The organism is Desulfuromonas sp. KJ2020, assembly GCF_024197615.1.
Lineage (GTDB): Bacteria > Desulfobacterota > Desulfuromonadia > Desulfuromonadales > SZUA-540 > SZUA-540.
This window is the reverse complement of record NZ_JAKUKE010000001.1, coordinates 569,372-589,192: the sequence shown is the minus strand read 5'-3', so window position 1 is coordinate 589,192 and position 19,821 is coordinate 569,372. Positions and strand designations below refer to the sequence as shown.

The window sequence follows — 19,821 nt, the reverse complement described above, 5'->3', positions numbered from 1 at the left end:
CTTCCCCCGGGCGTTTCCTTTCTCGCCGCTGAAAAATTCGCGGCATTATTTCTAAACTTTAGGCTCCGTGGCACCGATATGAAGCTTGGGGCAGCTCCGTCCCCTGATCGAACCTAACCCCAGCCACCGGGGTTTTTGGATGCTTTTTATGATTTTTCTCCCCAAAACGATCCATAAAGCGGCTGGCTTGAGGCCGGGAATTGGCCGTCTGCTGAGCCTGCTGATGGCCACGCTGCTCGCCTTGCCTCCCGGCGGCGTGCTAGCCAGGGAAGCCGCGGTGGATAACCTGGCCCTGGCGGCGCCCCTCCTCGAGGAAAAGGAGTACGTCCTTTGGCCCCGGTTCGATTCCGGCAGCAATGCCCTGAGCGCTGAAGATAAGGCTTTGCTCAAGGGGCTGTCCATGGCCCTCGACGGCCTGCGCATCGTTCACATTTACGTGGCCGGTCATACGGACGACCGGCGCTTGCAGCGAAGCCCCGGACAACCCTTCAAGGATAACTTCGAGCTGTCCGAGGCGCGCGCGCAGAGCGTGGCCGACTATCTCCTGGGTATTCTGGAAATTCCCCCCGAGGCGACTGTCCTGGTAGAGGGCCTGGGCGACACCCTGCCCGTCACCGACAACAGCAGCGAAGAAGGCCGCGCCCAGAATCGCCGGGTCGAAATCTGGATTCAGACCGAACGGGTACCCCGACCCGTCCGGGAAGAGACCCTCCTGAGTCAACGTGCAGCCGTGCCGGCGCCAGCGGCCAGGCCGGTCGCCCCCCGGGTCGTCGCCAGTGCGCCGCCGGCGGCCAGGCAGGAATACCGCGAGCCGGTCCCGGTGCCCTATACGCCGCCGCCCGGCGAGGCTTTCAGCAATCGCGCCGTCTATCCTGTCGACGCGCCGGCGCTGGCGACCGCCCCAAAACCCCTGCCGGCCAGCTACAGGGACGACTATGTTCCCTTCTATGAGCAGGAAAAGTCTCTGGCGGCCGGAAGGATGGTAGCTCCCTATTTCACCCCGCCCGGCAAATGGGGGCCGCAGTTGGACATGACGTACAAGGAGGGGACGGATCGCAGTCTGGGGCGCTTCAGCGTGATGTGGCCTTTCTGGCAGACGGATGACGCCATCTTCTTCGCCGACCTGCGCGTGGTGCTGCCCGATGATTCGAGCCTCGAGGGCAACTACGGTCTCGGTTACCGCAAGATTCTCGACCACGGCCTGCCTCTTCTGGGTGAGGCCATCTGGGGCGCCTACGCCTTCTACGACAATCGCAGCAGTATCTACGGCTTTTCCTTCCAGCAGTTCACCCTGGGGGCCGAACTGCTGGGCCGCAACTGGGAGCTCCGGGCCAACGCCTATCTGCCCGAGAACACCTCCCATGTGATTGACGCCTTCTCCACCACGGGGGTCGAACTGGATCGCACCGCCGTGGTCGTGCGGACCACCCTCTACGAGACCCGCGAAAGGCCCCTGCATGGTTTTGACGTCGAGGCCGGCTACGGTCTTGAATTTGGGGAGAAAAACACTCTCTGGGGTCACGCCGGCTACTTCTGGTTCGACAACGCGCTGACTCCGGAAGTGGCCGGGCCACGCCTGCGTCTGGCCTACGAGCGCAAAGATCCCTTCAGTCTCCTGGGTAGCAGCCTGAGCCTGGGGGTCGAATATCAGGATGACCAGGTGCGCGGGGCCCAGAGCTTCGGTTTCGCCAACATGCGCATCCCGCTGGGCAAAGTTATCCAGGAAGCGCCGCCGACCTATGCCCGGGCCGAGATTGAGCGTCGCATGATGCGGCCGGTCATTCGTGACGTCGATATCGTCACCTTCGCCCAGAATATGGCCAAGACGCCGGGGACGGAGGAAGGGCCGTCGGTGACCATTACCGACGAGTACGCCGTGGTCGATCCGGAAACGGAAGCTCCCATTGATGTCTTCTTCGTCGATGCCGACGGGACGCGCCTCAACGGCCTTTCCGTGGCCGACGGTACCCAGAGCGCCCCCATGACTCTGGCAGAGGCCCAGCAGGCTTCCTCTCTCAGTGATATCCTCTTTCTGGTGAACGACGCCGGCCAGATCGCTTCAGGCGGCGCGGAAAGTCCGGCCCTTACCCTGCAGCAACGGCAACAGCTCATGGGGGTCGGGAATCTCGGCACCCGGCTTATTTCTTTTGAAGGGTTACCGGAAGGACCGGAGTATCAGCTGGCGATTGCCTCTGCCAGCGGCCGTCCGACGCTCAGTCAGGCCAGTACGGGCGACGTGGTGGCGTTGGCTGGCGGCAACCGCCTGTCCGGCCTGAATATCAGTGGCGGTTCCCGCAGCATCGTCGGCGACGGCATCGACTCTCTGGGCCTGGCCGACCTCAATGTGCGCGATTACGCCACTGCCGGCCTGGCCCTGGACAACAGTACCGGCACCCTCAGCGTGGCCGACAGTCTGCTGGCCTCTACCGGCGGCGGCACCGCCCTGCAGATTTCCCGCAGTGACCTGAGCGGGGCTTTCACTGGCAGCACGCTGGCTCAGACGGGCGGACGGGTGATCGACCTGGACGGCCATCAGGGGGCCCTCGATTTTCGTGGCACTGTCCTGGAGAATCAGGACGGCCTGGGCCTGCGCATCCAGAACGGCAGCAACGCGGATCTGGCCTTTGGCCGGGTGAATGTCGCCGGAACGAGTAGCGGCGAGGCCCTTTCCCTGCTTAACAATGACCAGACGACGATCGCCATCGACGACTTACGCATTCAAACCGCCGGGGCGCAAGGGCTGGTCGCCAGCAACGGCGGCTCGCTGCGCGTGGCTTCCGGTGGCGTGCGTACCGTTGGCGGGGATGCGCTGGTCCTGAGCGAGACCGCTGTCGACCTGACCCTGGCCGAGGTGGCGGCGACGGGCGGCGGCAGCGCCCTCGATTTTGCCGGCGTGACCGGGCAGATGACCGTAACGGGAACGATTGCCTCGACGGGATCGACCGATGCCGGTGTGCATATCGCCAACAGTCAGCTCGACTTGGCGGCGAACCGTCTGCAGGTGGACAGCGCCGCCGGCACGGGCGTCGATATCGTGGAGACGGATGGCACCCTCGCTTTCGGGCGGGGCAGCTCTGTCGCCAATTCAGGCGGCGTCGGCATCTCCGTCGATGGCGGTAGCGCTGATCTCCTCTATCAGGGGGACCTGAGCCATGACAGTGCCACCTCGACCGTTGCCATTCGCAATCACACCGGTGGCGAGGTGACTTTCGACAGCGGCACGCTCGTGGCCGGCAACGGTGACGGCCTGCAGTTCCGCAATGCGGACGGCACCTACAATTTCCGTGGCACGACGACTCTGGTCGGCGGCGACGCCGGCATCGATATTCTGGCCGATTCGGCCGGCAGCTTCACCTTCGGCAGCAACACGGGTATTTTCACGCCCAGCGGCAGCGCCTTCACCCTGCGCGACAGCAGTGCTATTGTCGATTACAGCGGCACGATTACCCAGAACGGCACTGGCAACGCCGTGGAGGTCGCCAATCACACGGGGGGAGCCGTCACCTTCCGCACCGGCACCATCGAGGCCACTGACGGCAACGGCCTGCAGTTCTCCAATGCGGACGGCCTCTACGCCTTCCTGGGAACCAATAGGTTGCAAGGGGGCAATGCCGGTATTGATATCCTCGCCGACTCGGCTGGCAGCTTTGAATTTTCAAGCGGCACCAGTATTGTCAATCCCACCGGCGCCGCTTTAACGGTGCGTGACAGCACCGCCGATCTGGTGTACAGCGGCTCCATGAGCCAGGCCAATGCGGCCAGCTTGCTTGATGTGGCCAATCACTCGGGTGGTACTCTGACCCTGCGGACCGGCAATCTGACCGCCAGCAACGGCAACGGCCTGCAGTTTGTCAACGCCGACGGCACCTATGAACTTCTGGGGGTCACCAGCCTCAATGGCGGGGACGCCGGCATCGATATTCTGGCCGATTCGGCCGGCAGCTTCACCTTCGGCAGCAGCACGAGGATCACCAATCCGACAGGCTCCGCTTTGGCCGTGCGGGACAGCAGCGCCACCGTCAGCTACGAAGGGCAGCTCGGCCAGGGCAATCTTGCCAGTGCGGTGGAAGTGACCAATCATGCCGGCGGTACGCTGACTTTCCGCAACGGCGCGGTGACGGCCAGCAACGGCGACGGTCTGCAGTTCGTCAACGCCGACGGCACCTATGAATTTCTGGGGCGGACCACCCTGGATGGCGGCGATGCCGGCGTCGATATTCTGGCCGGTTCCGGCGGCAGCTTCACCTTCGGTGCCGATACGTCCATTGTCAGCCCCACCGGCGACGCTTTCCGCGTCAATGGCAGCACGGCCAGCGTGACCTATCAGGGGGATATGACCCAGGTCCGCGACGCCGCCCTGGTGCGTGTCAGCGACCATGCCAGCGGCACACTGACGTTCAATACGGGCAGCCTGGAAGCGACGGCTGGCGGCGGCCTGCTCTTCAGCAACGCCGATGGTGATTATCGTTTCGAAGGCTCTACTCTGCTCGAAGAGCTGGGCTCCCCGGTAGGTATCGATATTCGCAATGGCTCGGACGGTCGCTTCACCTTCGGTAGCGATACGACGATTGTCAGTCAGTCGGGTACGGCTTTTGGACTCTCTGGCAGCGCTGCCAACGTCAGCTACGGTGGACGTATTGACAGCGCCTCGGGCTACATTGCCAACATCAATGATCTGCGCGCCGGCGGTTCGGTCAACTTTATTGCCGCCACGCCTGAAAGTCGTATTCAGGCCCTGACGGCGAACAACCAGGGGGTGCGCATCACCAATTCAGCGGGGAATGTCAGCTTTGACAACCTCACCCTGGGCAGTGACACGACCCGACTGATCAACGATCCCCTCTATCTTGACAACAACAGCGGCCGTTATACTTTCAAGGATCTGGATATTTTCACGAACAGCGGCACCGGTATTCTGGCTCGCAACAGCGCCGGGGCGACTCTCACGGTGATCGATGGCCTCATCGATACCACCAATGCGCCGGCGATTGATCTGGATGCCATTACGACCAACATGACCCTGGCCTCGGTCCGTGCCGTCAATGCCGGCGACGTCGGCATCAACCTGAGCAATCTCAGTGCTGGTTCCCGCTTTCAGGTCCTGGGCGATACCTCCATCGACGGGGCAACCACCAGCATCAACATCGACGGGATCGGTGCGGGTTCGGCCATCACCTTCGATCAGGTTGACATCCTTGATCGTATCGGTTCGGCTATTGCAATCAACGACGCCGACGGTCTGATCAATTTTGGAGACATCACCGTCACCAACCCCAACAACGTCGGCGGCAACACCATCACCTACACCAATTCCCTGGCCGATGTGACGGTCGCCAACGTGGATATCGGTGGATCTCTGGGCAACAGCCTCCATCTGGAGAACAGCGCCGGCTCATTCACCGTCAACGGCGGCAGTATCACCGGCGGTACGACGGGTATCTACGCCCGCAACATCGGCGAGCTTGCCGCCAAGAACATTGCCTTCAACCTGGTGGACAGCGGCATCACCCTGCTGCAGGATACCAGCAGCACCATGACGGCGACGGTGTCCGGCAATGCCCTCGGGCTCGGTGGCTTTGCTGCCACCTCTATCAATGGCTCCACGCTGCGACTCGACCTCAACAGCAATACGGCCACTACCTTCAGCCTGACCACTACCGGCGGTGCCAGTGACGGTCTCATCGCCATCAAGGGGATGACGGAAGGCACCTCGCCAGCGGAGGTGGAAGCCTACCTGGTCTCACCGGACGGTGCCAACAACGTGGGCACCGTGGATGCGGATGCGGCGGGGACTTTTATCGGCTACTAGCTCCCCGCCATCCCTCTGCATCCTCCTGTCTGAGAAAAACTTATCCCCTTCGCCCTGTTTGCGTTATGATAGGCCTGCTTCCCGCAGGCCCCCGGGCCCCATCTCGGCGTCGGGGCGTCAGGCGCACGACCTTCCTTACTCCTGTGGGACAGCGCTTACTCGCTACACTCAACGACGACAGGAGATAACCCCATGAACCTCAAGCCCGAAGTAGTCGCCCAGCTCGAGAGGGTGCTGACTTCTCTGGAGCAGCTCCTTCCCCGCCCGGTGGAAATCATCGACTGGAAGACCTGCCTGGCCGCCAACTGGCGTCGCCATTCTTTTTCCGGCACTTTGGAGCCGGTGAAGAAGGTGGRGAAGGTCAGTCTGGATGAGTTGCTGGGGATCGATGAGCAGAAGGAGATCGTGGAGGAGAATACCCGCCAGTTTCTCGCCGGTTATCCGGCCAACAACGTGCTGCTGTGGGGAACCCGTGGCACCGGCAAATCGTCCCTGGTGCGGGCCCTTCTGCATGCCTACGCGCCCCAGGGGCTGCGGGTGGTGCAGGTGGACAAGGACGACCTGACTTACCTGCCGGACATCTTTGCCGCCATCGAGGACAAACCCTTCAAGTTTATCCTGCTGTGCGACGATCTCAGCTTCGAGCCGGGAGAGCCGAGCTACAAGATGCTCAAGAGCGCCCTCGACGGTTCCGTCTATTCGGCGCCCGACAACGTCCGGATCTACACGACCTCCAACCGTCGCCATCTGCTGCCCGAGTACGAGACGGACAACCTCGGGGCCAAGATGGTCAATAACGAGATTCATCACGGCGAAGGGGTGGAGGAAAAGATTTCCCTCTCCGACCGCTTCGGCCTGTGGGTGGCTTTCCACGTCTTTTCCCAGGACCACTACCTGCGGGTGGTACGGCAGTGTGTGGAAAAGCTGGCGGCCCAAAACGGCCTGCAGGTGAACTGGTCGGTGGAGCTGCGCGAGGCGGCCATCCAGTGGTCCCATGACAAAAGCAAGCGCTGTGGTCGTACCGCCCTGCAATTTTCCAGTCACTGGGTGGGGCGCCAACTGTTGAAGGCCCGCAAGGCCTGACTGGCGCAGCTTGTCGCAGAGGACTTTTATGACGAATCCAGCCACAGAAGATGAGCGCGCGTCATGGGAGAGCGGCCACAGGTTTCGGCTGCTGGTGGATGGCGACAGTTTCTTTCCGGCCATGCTCGACAGCATTCGGCAGGCCAGGCGCTATATCCTGCTGGAGATGTATCTGGTCGAATCCGGGATGCTGGCGAGCCGGTTTTTCACCGCGCTGGGCGACGCGGCCGAACGCGGGGTGCCGGTCTATCTCCTCTTCGACGGTTATGGCAGTCTGGGCCTGTCGCGGGGTGATCGGGACTTTCTGCGGCAGGCAGGGGTACATCTGCTCTTTTACAATCCGTTGCGGTTTTTCCATGGCCAGCACAATCTCTTTCGCAACCACCGCAAGCTGCTGCTGGTGGATGGGGTTCTGGCCTACACGGGCGGCACGGGGCTGAAGAACCAGTTTGATCCAGAGTCGGAGCCGGAGAGGTTCTGGCACGATGTCATGCTTGAGATCGAGGGGCCGAGCGTGAGGGATTGGCAGACCCTTTTCGCGGAAACCTGGAACCGCTGGTCAACGGTTCCCCTGCAACTGCCGGATCCCCTGCCCGCTCACCGAACGCCCGGCACCCAGGCGGGGCGGGTGGCTGCTCATTCCCGTTATTTGGGGCGTTCCGAGATCAAACGGTCGTTCGTGGCCCACATCCGCCAGGCCCGTCAGCGTGTCTGGCTGTCCACGGCCTATTTTGTCCCTTCCTCCAAGCTGCGCCGGGCCCTTATCCGTGCCGCAGGCAATGGGGCGGATGTGCGCCTGATGGTGCCGGGCCCCTATACGGATCACCCGGAAATCCGCTGGATTGGCCGCCATCATTATGAGCGGATGCTGCGTAACGGGGTGCGTATCTTCGAATACCAGCCCCACTTTCTCCATGCCAAGGTGCTTATGTGTGACCACTGGGTCTCTATCGGCTCGGCCAATGGCGACCGCTGGAACGATCACTGGAACCTGGAAGCCAATCAGGAAGTGGAAGCCCCGGACATCACCGAAGCGGTTCAGGCCTTTTTCGAAGAGGATTTTCCCCGCTGCTATGAAGTTGAATATACGCAGTGGCAAGTTCGGCCCTGGACCTACCGCCTGTGGGAGTGGTTTCTCGGCAAGGCGGTGGCGATAGTGGCCTGGTTCGGTCGTGATAAGAGAAATCCCCCGCATTGACGGGGGATTTCAGTCTGATGAAGTGAAGGTCGCCGTCCCGGGCCGACAAGGCCAAAGACGACGACCTGGGCGAATCAGAGGCGTTTGGGGGTATAGAGGGTCGGCTCGATTTCGGCGCTGAAGCGCTCGACGAATTCCGCCATCTCCTCGTCCGTCAACTGCACCTCGCCGTCAGGCAATTGGATGCGCTTGTTTTTTTCCACGACAATCTGCTGAAAAGCTTTTTTCGCAAAAGCGTGATCCCGACAGAATTTCAAAATGTGGCTTACCACGTCCTTTTCAGCCATTACGTTCCTCCTTGTCCTTCTGGTTGTTCGAAATCACTCACGTGTCGACGAAGGCGATTCTATTCGCGCACGTAAGTATCGATATCCGTTTCGTGCACCATGCCCATGGTGTGGGCGTATTCCGATTCGATGATTTCATAATGGATACGGGTATCTTTGGCCACTTCCATAAAAATGGCCTTCACCGACGGATCGACGATGTGCGAAGCAGCCAGCGTGAAGTTCTTCTCCATGTCCGACTCTTCCTGCAGGGCGATCTCGCGGGCCTTGCGTTCGTGTACGTTCTTGTCGATGGCCTTTTTCAGTTCGTGCAGCATGGCCGAGTCCGCCCTGGCCGGCTTCGCCATAAAGTCATCGAAGGTACCCAGGTCGTCCCATTTGTAGTGCTTAAAGAACTTGCCGGCATTCTCGCGGACCTCCTGGGCCAGGCGGGTAAAAACCACTTTTCCCTTGGGATTTTCCGTGGCCGCGGCGGCCTCGATATAAAAGTCCATGAGATGCTTCTTGGCCTCGATGGCCATTTTCAGGGCTTCTTTCATTTTATACTCTTGCGGCATAGATCCCTCCTTGATGGGTGGCTTGAGTGTTCTTTATGAAATTATCGCCGAAAAAAGAAATCTGTCAAAAAGCGGCGGCCCACCAGGTGAGACTGACCTTCCGCGGGCAAGCCTTGCTTTTTATTCCCGCTTTGTTTTACCCTTCTTTTTTCGGTCAAAACTCGACATCGTTTCTATCGCAACGGCCGGTCGGGTGCCGGTTTTTGTGAAAAAGATCATAAGGAGAATTATTTCATGCAACGTAAGCTTATAATCGCCGCTGTCATTATCGGTTTGGTTGTTGTTTACTTTCTGGTGACAGGACCGGGTTTTCGCGAGACCAAGCTGTCGACGACGCCAGCGACAGAGTCAGCTTCCCTTGGGGTGGCCCCTGAATTTACCCTGACGGACATGCAGGGTGTGCCGGTATCCCTTTCCCAGCATCGGGGCAAGGTGGTTTTTCTCAACTTCTGGTCGACCTGGTGTCCACCCTGCAAAGAAGAGATGCCGTCTATGGAGGCGCTTTACCAAGGGTTCAAAGAGGGTGATTTCGTGATGCTCGCCATCAATGTGCAGGAAGACGGCAAGGAGGCTGTGGAGCAATTTCTGAAAGAGGTGCCAGTGAACTTCCCCATTCTTTTGGACAGCACCCAGGACGTGGCTAGTCTCTATAAGGTTTACGGTCTGCCCCACACCTTTATCATTGATCGTGACGGGAAGATTGTGGAATCGGTCACCGGAGCACTGGACTGGAATTCCCCTCAGGTGGTTCAGTACATTTCTTCGTTGATGAAGACACGTTAAAGAGTCAGGAAGCCCGGCTCACTGCCAATCGCTTGATATGGCAAACCCAGTAGCGTGGAGGTGATGGATATGTGGAGAAAAACTGTCTCAGGCCTCATCTTGGTGCCGTTTTTGCTGTTGCCCTGTCTCGCCTGGGGACAGGCGGAGTATGAAGCTTCCTCGGCGACCACGCGGGAAGTGATCGTCTATCCCGATCGGGCTATGGTGAAAAAGAGCCTGCGTGTCTCCGTAGCGCCGGGAGAGACCTCTTTTGATATCACGGGGCTGGTGCCTAATCTCATGGATGACTCGGTGCAGGCTGGTATCCGCGGGGCCGCCAAGGTGAGCGTTCTGGATATTCAGGTGCGCCGTACGGCTCTGGTGAAGCCGGTGCAGGAACGCCTGCGCGGTCTGCAGAAGGAGCTCGACGAGGTTGAAATGGAGATCGTCGGTCATAAGAATGAGCGGGAAGTCAACAGCCAGTCCATCGCTTTTCTGCAGAAAGTGATGCCTTTTCCCCAGGAACAGAACACGACCTTCCAGGTTGTGCAGAGCTATCTGGGGGCGATGGAAAAGGCCGTGGCGGCGCGGCTTGAAAACATCGCCCGCCTCGACCAAGCCCTTGCGGAACTGGAGAGAAGAAAAACGGAGCTGGAAAAGGAGCTGAAAGCCCTCGGTCCCTTGCGTGAGGACTCGAAAAGTCTGCGGGTGACGGTCTTTGCCGAAACGGCGGCTTCCATCGAACTCGACTATTCCTACTTTCTCCCGGATGTGCGCTGGCGACCCCTGTATGAGGTGCGGGCCGACTCGACACAGCAGCGTCTTTCCCTCCACTTCTTTGCGGTGGTCCAGCAGGCCACGGGCGAGGATCTGGGTGGTGCCCGCGTCGAAATTTCCACGGCGCGTCCGAGCGTTTCCGGCGAAATTCCCCCTCTCTCTCCCTGGCGCGTGGATCTCTATGAACCGCCGCCGGTGGCCTATCGCACCCTGGCCGCGGATCGCCTGAAAATGGCGGAATCGGCGCCCATGGAGGAAATGGCTGCAGCAGGCGCCTATGAACCCGAGGTGCGAAGCGAGGCGACGTCCATGTCCTACCGGCTCAATCGGGAAATTGCGCTGCCGTCCGACAACCAGCCCCACAAGATTCTGATATCAACCTCCGAGGCCGAATCGACCTTTGAGTATCTGGCCGTGCCTCGACTGTCGCGCTTTGCCTCCCTGACCGCAGTCCTCAAGAATCCCTTCGTCTTTCCCTTGCTGGAAGGGGAACTGAAAATATTTCTGGATGGCCGTTATGTCGGAACGAACCGGGTGACGGCTTCTGTCCCCACCGGCGAGGAGATGCGCCTGGCTCTGGGACTGGATGAAACCATCCTGGTCACCCACAGTCTGCAGGAGCAGTTCACCGAAGAGATCGGTGCCTTCAGCAAGCAGACGCGCAAGCATTTCGCCTATAAGACGGAGATTGTCAACGGCAAGGCGCGGCCTGTGCGTCTGCTGATCCGCGACCAGGTACCCGTCTCCGTTCACGAAAAGATTGCGGTGACCGTCGTCTCGCCGAAAGCGACGGAAGCGGAGATCGCCACGGACGGCACCGTCACCTGGACCAGAGAGCTGGCCGCCGGGGAAAAAGAGGACCTGCTTACCCGTTTTCATGTCACTTATCCGGCCGATGAGCGGATCAGCGGTATGTGAATCTTTGCGGCAGGCGCAATGAAATAAAAAACGGCTCCCGGGACAACTCGGGAGCCGTTTTTTATGGTAGAAACAGGGAGACTCTCAGCCTTGAGGTGCGATGGTGATAACCACCCGGCGGTTGAGTTGACGGCCGTATTCGGTGCTGTTGTCGGCAATAGGCTGGGACTCGCCGAAGCCGATGACATTCATGCGGGCGGGATTGACCCCCTGACCGGTGAGCGCATTCTTGACAGCACTGGCGCGCTTGATCGAGAGATCCTGATTGTAGGCTTCGCTGCCGGTGGAATCGGTATGACCCGCAATCTGCAAAGTGGTCTGTGGGTACTGGTTGAGCACCTGAGCCACCCTGGCGATCTCGTCGTAGGAACCGGGCTTGAGATTGCTGGAGTTCACATCGAACATGAAGTCGGACTTGAAGGTGACGGCCAGCATGTTGGCGTTGCGCTGAATGTTGGCCGCTTCGACCCCGGCCAGTTGTTGGCGCATGAGAGCTTCCTGGTTGTCCATGTAGCGCCCGATGGAGGCGCCGGTGGCACCGCCCAGGGCTGCCCCGATGCCGGCGCCGATGAGGGTGGCTTCGGTGTCGCCGCCAATGACCTGGCCAAGCCCGGCGCCAACAGCGGCGCCAATACCGGTACCGACCATGGCGCCTTGAGTCGTCCTCGTCTGGGGCTGGGCACAACCGGCCAAAACGAGGCCGGCAACAAGTAGATAGCAGATGTTTTTACGCATTTTCCATTTCTCCTTTAGGGGATTGTTTTGCCCGTCGTCGACGGAGCACACAAGGGAACTGTCTTCCTTTTTAACATGACTGGCCAAAAAATCAATATATACGGTCCGGTCTTCCGGGCCAACCAGGGCCTTGATGCTTGAAAATTGCGCGGGCCCGTGCTACTTTTTCAGGTCTTGCAGAGAGTGAAAATCCCATGGAGGAGAACAACTTATGAAGATCACCCGCGCGGAGGTCGAGCACGTCGCCAGGCTGGCCCGTCTTGCCCTGCAGGATGAAGAACTGGACGCCCTGACCGGACAGATGGATGCGATTCTGGACTATGTGGAGAAGCTCAAGGAGCTCGACACCGACGGCATCGTGCCGACGGCTCATGCCGTGCCCATGGAAAATGCCTTTCGCGAAGATGTCGTCCGTGACTCCATCGGCGTGGATAAGGCCCTAGCCAATGCGCCCGAGGCCGACAACGGCTGTTTCCGCGTCCCCCGCGTCATTGAATGAGCCTCCGTCTGAACAGGAGAACCGATGGAACTGATCAATAAAACTATACACGAGCTGCAGGCGCTGCTGCGCCAGGGAGAGACGACGTCGGTCGAGCTCACCCAGGCCTTTCTCGACCGCATCGCCGCCACCGATGATCAAATCAATGCTTTTGTCACCGTGTGCCGGGAGGACGCCCTGGCCGCTGCGGCCGAAGCGGATCGCCGTCTGGCCGCGGGCGATGCGGATGTGCTCACCGGTATCCCCGTGGCGCTCAAGGATATTTTTCTGACGGCAGGGGTGCGCACCACCTGTGCCTCGAAGATTCTCGACAACTTCATCGCCCCCTATGACGGCACGGCGGTGGCCCGTCTGAAAGAGCGCGGTGCGGTGATTGTCGGCAAGCTGAACATGGATGAATTCGCCATGGGCAGCTCCAACGAGAATTCCGCCTTCGGGGCAGTCAAAAACCCCTGGAACAGGGCGACGGTCCCGGGCGGTTCCTCCGGCGGTTCGGCGGCGGCGGTAGCGGCCCGGCAGGCGGTGGCCACCCTGGGAACGGATACGGGCGGCTCCATCCGCCAGCCCGCTTCGCACTGCGGGGTGGTCGGTCTCAAGCCCACCTACGGCCGTGTCTCCCGTTACGGGGTCATCGCCTATGCCTCCTCCCTTGACCAGGTCGGGCCCGTTACCCGCGACGTGGAGGACTGCGCCATTCTCCTCGAAGCTGTGGCCGGCTATGATCCGGCCGACTCCACTTCGGTGGATCGTCCCGTACCCGCTTACCGCAACCACCTCCAGGAGGGGGTAACGGGGCTGAAGATCGGCCTGCCCCGCGAGTATTTCATCGAGGGACTCGATCCCGAGGTCAAGACGGCCATGGACGCGGCGATTGCCACCTATCGGGAGCTGGGGGCCAAATTCGTCGAGGTCAGCCTGCCCCATACGGACTACGCCGTCGCCTGCTACTATCTGATCGCCACGGCCGAAGCGTCGAGCAACCTGGCCCGCTACGACGGGGTCCGCTTCGGCAGCCGCGTCGACGCCGGCCGCGGGCTCATCGGCATGTACGAGCAGACCCGCGCCGCCGGTTTCGGGGCCGAAGTCAAGCGCCGCATCATGCTGGGCACCTACGCCCTCTCCTCCGGCTACTATGACGCCTATTACCTCAAGGCCCAGAAGGTGCGTACGCTCATCCGTCAGGATTTTCTCGACGCTTTCGAGCAGGTCGATGTTCTGCTGACGCCGGTGGCCCCCACCCCGGCCTTCCGCCTGGGGGAAAAGGTTTCCGATCCGCTGCAGATGTACCTGTCCGATATCTTCACCATCCCCGTCAACCTGGCCGGCACCTGTGCCTTGAGCCTGCCCTGCGGCTTCTCGGGCGAGGGACTGCCCATCGGTCTGCAGCTCATCGGCCGCCCCTTCGAGGAAGAGACCCTGCTGCGAACAGGCTATGCCTTTGAGCAGGCGACGGACTGGCATACCCGCACAGCGGACATCTAAACGGCAAGAAAGGTTCAACCATGGAATCTTCCCAATATGAAGTCGTCATCGGGCTGGAGGTGCATGTCCAGCTGACGACGAAGACCAAAATATTCTGCGGCTGCTCCACCCGCTTCGGCAGCGCCCCCAACAGCCAGACCTGCCCCGTCTGTCTGGGGATGCCCGGCGCCCTGCCGGTCCTTAACCGGCAGGTGGTGGAATACGCCATCCGTACCGGCTTGGCGACGAACTGCACTATCGCGCCGCGCTCCATTTTCGCCCGCAAAAACTACTTTTATCCCGATCTGCCCAAGGGCTATCAGATCTCCCAGTTCGAACTGCCGATCTGCGAGCACGGCCATCTCGACATCGAGACGGAGGCGGGGAGCAAAAGGGTCGGCATCACCCGCATTCACATGGAGGAAGACGCCGGCAAGCTGCTGCACGGCGATAGTCCCGAGGCCAAAAACAGCTCGCTTGTCGACCTGAACCGCGCCTGTACCCCACTGCTGGAAATCGTCTCCGAACCGGACATGCGCAGCGCCGACGAGGCCATCGCCTACCTGAAGAAGCTGCACCAGATCGTCATGTACCTCGGCGTCTGCGACGGCAACCTGGAAGAGGGCTCCTTTCGCTGCGACGCCAACGTCTCCATCCGGCCCTGGGGGCAGAAAGAGTTCGGCACCCGCGCCGAGTTGAAGAACATCAACTCCTTCCGCTTCATCAAGCAGGCCATCGAATACGAGGTCGAGCGCCAGGCCGATCTTCTCGACGAGGGCGGCAAGGTCGTGCAGGAGACGCGCCTTTTCGACAGCGCCACCGGCATGACCCGCTCCATGCGGGGCAAGGAAGAGGCCCACGATTACCGCTACTTCCCCGATCCCGACCTCGTTCCCCTGGTGGTCAGCCCCGAGTGGATTGAGGCGGTTCGCCGCGAGCTGCCCGAACTGCCCGAGGCCAAGATTGAGCGCTTTGTGGGCGACTTCGACCTGAACCGCACGGAGGCCGAAGTGCTCGCCGCCGATCGGGCCATGGCCGATTATTACGATGCGACGGTCGCCAAGCACGGCAACGGCAAGCTTTGCGCCAATTGGGTCATGGGGGAGGTGCAGCGCCGCCTCAACGAGGACGGCATTGCCATTGGCGACAGTCCCGTGACGCCGGAGGGGCTGGCGGCCCTGCTGGCCCGCCTCGATGACAGTACTATCTCCGGCAAGATCGCCAAGACCGTGTTTGAGGAGATGTGGCGGACGGGCAAGGCGGCTGACGCCATTATCGAGGAAAAGGGCCTGAAGCAGGTGACCGACACGGGCGCCATCGAACAGATCGTCGATGAGGTGCTGGCCGCCAATGCCGACCAGGTGGAAGAGTACCGCGGCGGCAAGGAGAAGGTTCTCGGCTTCCTGGTCGGCCAGGTCATGAAAGCCAGTCGGGGCAAGGCCAATCCGGCCCTCGTCAACGAACTGCTCCTGAAGAAACTCAAAGGGTGAGGAGAGCACATGTCCATCAAACCGATTGAATTCAAGGATGGCCGCCTGCGCATGATCGATCAGCGCCTGCTGCCTACCAAGGAAGTCTGGCTCGAATACACCGATTACCAGGAGGTCGCCGAGGCGATCAAAACCATGGTGGTACGCGGAGCGCCGGCTATTGGCGTGGCGGCGGCCTTCGGGGCGGCCTTCGGGGCCCGGGACATCGAGACGGTAGGGTTCGAGGACTTTCTCCGGGAATGGGAGCAGGTGTGCGCCGAGCTGGCCGCTACCCGGCCGACCGCCGTCAACCTCTTCTGGGCCCTGGACCGCATGAAGGCCTGCGCCGTCCGTCATCAGGAGCAGGGTCTGGCCGAGGTCAAGCGTCTGCTGCTGGCCGAGGCCCAGGAGATCGGCCGCGAAGACGAAGAGATCAACCGGACCATGGGCGCCCACGGCGAACCCCTCATTCCGACCGGGGCGCGGATTCTCACCCACTGCAACGCCGGCGCCCTGGCGACCGGGGGGTACGGCACAGCCCTGGGAGTCATCCGGGCGGCGGCCGCTGCCGGCAAGGTCACCCGCGTCTACGCCGATGAGACCCGCCCCTTCCTGCAGGGCTCGCGCCTGACCGCCTGGGAACTGCACAAGGACGGCATCCCGGTGACACTCATCTGCGACAACATGGCCGGTTACCTCATGAGCCGCGGGGAGATCGACTGCGTCATCGTCGGCGCCGACCGTATTGCCGCCAACGGCGACACGGCCAACAAGATCGGCACCTATACGGTGGCGGTGCTGGCCCGCGAGCACGGACTGCCCTTCTATGTAGCGGCGCCCATATCCACCCTCGACCTGAGCCTGGCCGACGGCAGCCTGATTCCCATCGAGGAGAGGGACCGCCGCGAGGTGACCCACGTCGGCGACAAGCAGCTGGCCCCGGACGGTATCGACGTCCGCAATCCGGCCTTCGATGTGACTCCGGCCCGCTTGATCACGGCGATTATCACCGAACGCGGCGTGGTCAAAGGCGATTATCTGCGGGGATTGCGGGCGCTGGCCCAGGAGAAATAGATGGATCCTGCCAGGTTGCGACGCCGCTTTGAGGAGATCGACGGGGAAAAGGGTAATGCCTCGCTGCAGGCCTTGGCGGCGGAGCTCGGTTTCGCCGAGCCGAAAAAGAGTGCCACCAACCTGCGGCTGTTGGGGCAGCTGTTGGCCGATCCGACCCTGCTGACGGCTGTGGTGACCGAAGCCCTCGACAGCGCCGATCCCGACCAATGTCTCAACGGCAGCGAGCGCCTGGCCGATACCCTGCCCCGCGACGCCTTTCTGGCAGTCATACTCGACCCGGTTCAGCGGCGTCGCTTCCTGACCCTGGTGGGGGCGTCCTTCTTTCTGACGGCGATTCTCTGTCGCAAAACCATCTATTTTCACGACCTTTTTGCCGGCGGTGAATTTGATCGGACCAAGGACGAGGCGGCCATGCTCGACGAGCTGCGCCAGCGCATCCCCGACGCGGCTTCATTTGACGATCTGCAGCGGGGACTGCGCCAGTACAAAGCCCGTGAGGTTCTTCGCATCGGCAGCCGCGATCTCTGTGGCCTGGCCAACCTGCAGGAGGTCACCGGCGAACTCTCCGCCCTGGCGGCGGCGACCCTGCAGCGGGCCTATGAGGTCTGTGACCGCCTGCTGCGTCACGAATGTGGCGCGCCTCTCCTCGACGCCCCCGACGGGACCTGCCCCATGGAGCCGGAATTCACCATCCTCGGCATGGGCAAGTTCGGCGGCCGCGAGCTCAACTTCTCCTCCGATATCGACATCATCTACTTCTATTCTTCCGAACGGGGTCGCACCACCGGCATCGACGACGGGCGCGGCGGCCGCAAGAACAGCCTTCATCTGCACCAATACTTTGTCAAGCTCGCCGAGATGATCACCCGGGCCATCGGCGAGGTGACGGCCGATGGCTTTGTCTTTCGCGTCGACCTGCGCCTGCGGCCTGAAGGGAACAGCGGCGAGATGGCCAACTCCCTGCGCAGCGCCGAGGTCTATTACGAAAGCTGGGGGCAGAGCTGGGAGCGGGCCGCCATGCTCAAGGCCCGTCCGGTGGCGGGGTCCATCGCCCTGGGGGAGCGTCTGCTGCGGAATCTGGAGCCCTTCATCTATCGCCGCTATCTCGATTACGCCATGGTCGAGGACATCAAGACCATGAAGCAGAAGATCAACCAGAGCCTCACGCGCGAACAGGAGGGGGAGCTCAACCTGAAGCTGGGGCGCGGCGGCATCCGCGAAATCGAGTTTTTCATCCAGGCTCTGCAGCTGATTTATGCTGGCAAAAATATGGCCCTGCGCGAGAAGAACTCTCTGCGGGCCCTCGCCGTGCTGCATAAGGAAGGGTTGATCGAAGAGGCCGACTGTCAGGTGCTGACCGGCGCCTATATCTTTCTGCGCACGGTGGAGCATCGCATTCAGGTGGTACAGGAGCGGCAGACGCATTCCCTCCCGGTCGACAAGCGGGAACTCGAAAGTCTGGCCAGGCGCTGCGGTTTTCCGGAGGCAAGGGCTTTTTCCCGCTGCCTCGAAGAGCACCGTCAGGCGGTGGAAGCCATCTATCTCGACCTCTTCTACACCTCGGAAGAGGAGATTCGCGAAGAGGTGCGCCCGGAGATCAGATTTCTTTTTGACCCGGCCGCCGAGGTCGATTACGTCAAGGATATTCTGGAATCGAAAGGCTGCACAAACCCCGATGCCGCTTACGAGGTCCTCCTGGTTTTGCGTGATGGCCCGCCCCACGCCCATTTGACCCAGAAGGCCCGCCGGCAGCTGGAACGCATCGCGCCCCTGCTCATGCAGGAGGGGCTCGACTCCCCCGAGCCCGATATGGCGCTGCTCAATCTCGAGCGTTTCCTCGGGGCGTTGCGGGCCCGTGGCACCTTTTTCGCTCTATTGGCCGAGAACCGGGAGATTATCCGTGTTCTCATCTCTCTTTTCGGCACCAGCCAGTTCCTCTCCCGTATTTTTATCCAGCACCCGGAAATACTCGATTCCCTCGTCTCCCGCTCCTATGCCGTCTCTTTCAAACCGCCGGTGGACATGGAGAAGGACCTGGTCTCGCTGATGCAGACGGCACCCCACTACGAGGACAAGCTCGATGTACTGCGGCGCTTCCGCAACGAGGAGATGCTGCGCATCGCCCTGAACGACATCTACGGCAAGACGCCTCAGGGGGAAGGCACGCTGCAGTTGTCCCAGCTGGCGGACATCTGTCTGAAAAAGGCCTACCGTATCAGTCGGGCCGAACTCATCCCCCGCTTTGGATTGCCTTTTTGCGCGGATGAGCAGGGGGAAGAGCATGAGGCGGCTTTTGCCGTTGTCGGCATGGGCAAACTGGGGGGTATGGAGCTCAACTACCACTCGGATCTCGACATCATCTTCATTTATGAAGGCGAAGGACAGACGCGGCCGGTGGAGGGGACGGAGCCCGACCGTTTTCGCCCGCAGAGCAACCAGGAATATTTCGCCCGGTTGGCCCAGCGCATCATTTCCGTGCTGACGCTCATGACGCGTGAGGGCTATGTCTATCAGATCGATACCCGGCTGCGACCCTCGGGAAATCAGGGCCCGCTGGTGACGAGTCTGTCCGCCTACGAGCGCTACCATCAGTCTTCAGCCCAGATCTGGGAGCGTCAGGCCCTGACCAAAGCCCGGGTGGTGGTCGGCCCCGAGACGCTGGCCCGTCGCATTACCCAGGTTACCGAGCATATCGTCTATGAAAGGCCCTTGCCCGGGGAATTGCGGGAGGAGATCTGCCGGCTGCGCAACCGGATGGAGAGTGAAATCGCCCGCGAAGGTGCCAGTCGGTTCAATATCAAGACCGGCCGGGGCGGGCTGGTGGATGTGGAGTTTATCGCCCAGTATCTGCAGTTGCGGCATGGCGGCCGCATCCAGGCGCTGAGGGTGACCAATACCCTGAAGGGGCTCGAGGTACTCCATGACCACAAGAAGCTGTCCGACGCCGACTTCGATGCGCTGGATAGCGGCTACAAGTTTTTGCGCCGCCTCGAAAACAAATTACGCCTGGTGCACGATCAGTCGATCAGCGAGCTGTCCAGCGACCGCGTTTATCTGCTCAAGCTGGCGCGGCGTCTGGGGTATCCCGAGCGCCCCCGCCGCCCCGATGAAGTCTTCCTCGAAGAGTATCATTGCACCACGGAAAACATCCGCGAGGTCTTCTCCCGGCTGCTGTGCACGGACTAGATGCCG

General features: G+C 61.2%; 13 protein-coding genes. 10 read left to right on the top strand and 3 right to left on the bottom strand.

The genetic code is table 11. From position 1 onward, the window contains the following. The first annotated feature begins 148 nt into the window (after positions 1-148). The 3 genes from MJO47_RS02675 (at position 149) to MJO47_RS02665 (ending at position 8,090) form a co-directional block, all read left to right on the top strand. Entirely contained in the window at positions 149-5,809 is a 5,661-nt protein-coding gene (locus MJO47_RS02675) for an OmpA family protein (protein ID WP_253959571.1), read from the top strand. 192 nt (positions 5,810-6,001) lie between these two features. After that, positions 6,002-6,892: an ATP-binding protein gene (locus tag MJO47_RS02670; protein WP_253959570.1), complete on the top strand. Its 891-nt coding sequence runs from the start codon at positions 6,002-6,004 to the stop codon at positions 6,890-6,892. Between the two features lie 28 nt (positions 6,893-6,920). Next, complete coding sequence (locus MJO47_RS02665; RefSeq protein ID WP_253959569.1) at positions 6,921-8,090, top strand: phosphatidylserine/phosphatidylglycerophosphate/cardiolipin synthase family protein; 1,170 nt, start codon at positions 6,921-6,923, stop codon at positions 8,088-8,090. A 74-nt stretch (positions 8,091-8,164) separates the two neighbouring features. Here the strand turns inward: MJO47_RS02665 and MJO47_RS02660 are convergent, their stop codons facing one another. Further along, positions 8,165-8,377: a hypothetical protein gene (locus tag MJO47_RS02660; RefSeq protein ID WP_253959568.1), complete on the bottom strand. Its 213-nt coding sequence runs from the start codon at positions 8,375-8,377 to the stop codon at positions 8,165-8,167. 59 nt (positions 8,378-8,436) lie between these two features. Continuing rightward, positions 8,437-8,934 (bottom strand): ferritin family protein, encoded by a 498-nt coding sequence (locus MJO47_RS02655; RefSeq protein WP_253959567.1) that lies wholly within the window; start codon positions 8,932-8,934, stop codon positions 8,437-8,439. Positions 8,935-9,168: 234 nt separating this feature from the next. Between MJO47_RS02655 and MJO47_RS02650 the strand changes: the two genes are divergently transcribed. Then, positions 9,169-9,717, top strand: a complete 549-nt coding sequence (locus MJO47_RS02650) for a TlpA disulfide reductase family protein (RefSeq protein ID WP_253959566.1) — start codon at positions 9,169-9,171, stop codon at positions 9,715-9,717. A gap of 69 nt (positions 9,718-9,786) precedes the next feature. Next, positions 9,787-11,391: a mucoidy inhibitor MuiA family protein gene (locus MJO47_RS02645; protein WP_253959565.1), complete on the top strand. Its 1,605-nt coding sequence runs from the start codon at positions 9,787-9,789 to the stop codon at positions 11,389-11,391. Between the two features lie 84 nt (positions 11,392-11,475). Here the strand turns inward: MJO47_RS02645 and MJO47_RS02640 are convergent, their stop codons facing one another. Further along, positions 11,476-12,126: an OmpA family protein gene (locus MJO47_RS02640; RefSeq protein WP_253959564.1), complete on the bottom strand. Its 651-nt coding sequence runs from the start codon at positions 12,124-12,126 to the stop codon at positions 11,476-11,478. Positions 12,127-12,337: 211 nt separating this feature from the next. Here MJO47_RS02640 and gatC point away from each other — a divergent pair, with 211 nt between their 5' ends. Genes gatC through glnE form a run of 5 tightly spaced genes read left to right on the top strand, consistent with a single transcriptional unit; the run spans position 12,338 to position 19,815 of the window. Further along, on the top strand, positions 12,338-12,625 hold the full coding sequence (gatC, locus tag MJO47_RS02635) for an Asp-tRNA(Asn)/Glu-tRNA(Gln) amidotransferase subunit GatC (protein ID WP_253959563.1): 288 nt from the start codon (positions 12,338-12,340) through the stop codon (positions 12,623-12,625). A 24-nt stretch (positions 12,626-12,649) separates the two neighbouring features. Beyond that, complete coding sequence (gene gatA, locus MJO47_RS02630; RefSeq protein WP_253959562.1) at positions 12,650-14,107, top strand: Asp-tRNA(Asn)/Glu-tRNA(Gln) amidotransferase subunit GatA; 1,458 nt, start codon at positions 12,650-12,652, stop codon at positions 14,105-14,107. Between the two features lie 20 nt (positions 14,108-14,127). Next, entirely contained in the window at positions 14,128-15,576 is a 1,449-nt protein-coding gene (gatB, locus tag MJO47_RS02625) for an Asp-tRNA(Asn)/Glu-tRNA(Gln) amidotransferase subunit GatB (protein ID WP_253959561.1), read from the top strand. 9 nt (positions 15,577-15,585) lie between these two features. Continuing rightward, positions 15,586-16,629 carry an S-methyl-5-thioribose-1-phosphate isomerase gene (gene mtnA, locus MJO47_RS02620; protein ID WP_253959560.1) on the top strand — a complete coding sequence of 348 codons (1,044 nt, stop codon included), beginning with the start codon at positions 15,586-15,588 and terminating at the stop codon, positions 16,627-16,629. Beyond that, positions 16,630-19,815, top strand: a complete 3,186-nt coding sequence (gene glnE / locus MJO47_RS02615; RefSeq protein WP_253959559.1) for a bifunctional [glutamate--ammonia ligase]-adenylyl-L-tyrosine phosphorylase/[glutamate--ammonia-ligase] adenylyltransferase — start codon at positions 16,630-16,632, stop codon at positions 19,813-19,815. Positions 19,816-19,821: the final 6 nt, after the last annotated feature.